Raw genomic sequence first — 1,066 nt, 5'->3', positions numbered from 1 at the left:
ACGATGCGCTCGATACCGGTACCAACAAGAGGCTTATCAGAACGTAATGTAGGAACTGCCTGACGCTGCATGTTCGAGCCCATCAATGCACGGTTCGCATCGTCGTGCTCTAAAAATGGGATAAGTGATGCCGCAACAGATACAACCTGACGTGGTGACACGTCCATGTAATTAACTTTTTCTGGAGGCATTACTGTGGTTTCGTTCTTATGACGAACAGTTACCAATTCTTCTGTAAGGTTATTTCCATCATCAACAACAGCGCTTGCCTGTGCGATAACATAACCACTTTCTTCGATTGCAGATAAGTATTCGATTTCGTCGGTAACATGACCATCAACAACTTTACGATAAGGCGACTCAAGGAAACCATATGAGTTAGTACGCGCATAAGTTGCTAACGAGTTGATCAAACCGATGTTCGGACCTTCAGGCGTTTCGATTGGACAAACACGACCATAGTGAGTCGGGTGTACGTCACGTACTTCGAAGCCTGCACGCTCACGCGTCAAGCCACCTGGGCCAAGCGCAGATACACGACGCTTATGCGTTACCTCAGATAGAGGGTTGTTTTGGTCCATGAACTGAGACAACTGGCTAGAACCAAAGAACTCTTTGACTGCTGCAGCAACTGGTTTTGCATTAATTAAATCTTGTGGCATCAAGCCATCAGACTCAGCCATACTCAAGCGCTCACGTACAGCTCGCTCAACACGCACAAGACCTACGCGGAATTGGTTTTCAGCCATTTCACCAACAGAACGGATACGTCGGTTGCCAAGGTGATCGATATCATCAACTTCGCCTTTACCATTACGAATGTCGATCAAGGTACGCAACACATCGATAATATCTTGATTATCAAGAACGCCTTCGCCCGTCTCTTCAGCTCTTCCAAGACGACGATTGAACTTCATACGGCCAACTGCCGAAAGATCATAGCGCTCAGATGTAAAGAACAGGTTACCGAATAAATTCTCAGCAGACTCTTTAGTCGGTGGTTCGCCTGGGCGCATCATACGATAGATTTCTACCAAGGCTTCTAATTGAGTATTCGTAGGGTCAA

The 1,066-nt window shown here is 46.4% G+C and carries 1 pseudogene; it reads right to left on the bottom strand.

What is annotated here, in order from left to right:
* A pseudogene (rpoB, locus tag A3762_RS01440) lies at positions 1-1,066 on the bottom strand (DNA-directed RNA polymerase subunit beta); the annotation flags it as partial.

Source organism: Oleiphilus sp. HI0125, assembly GCF_001635355.1.
Note: the sequence above shows the minus strand (reverse complement) of the source record. Positions and strands in the feature narration are given on the sequence as shown.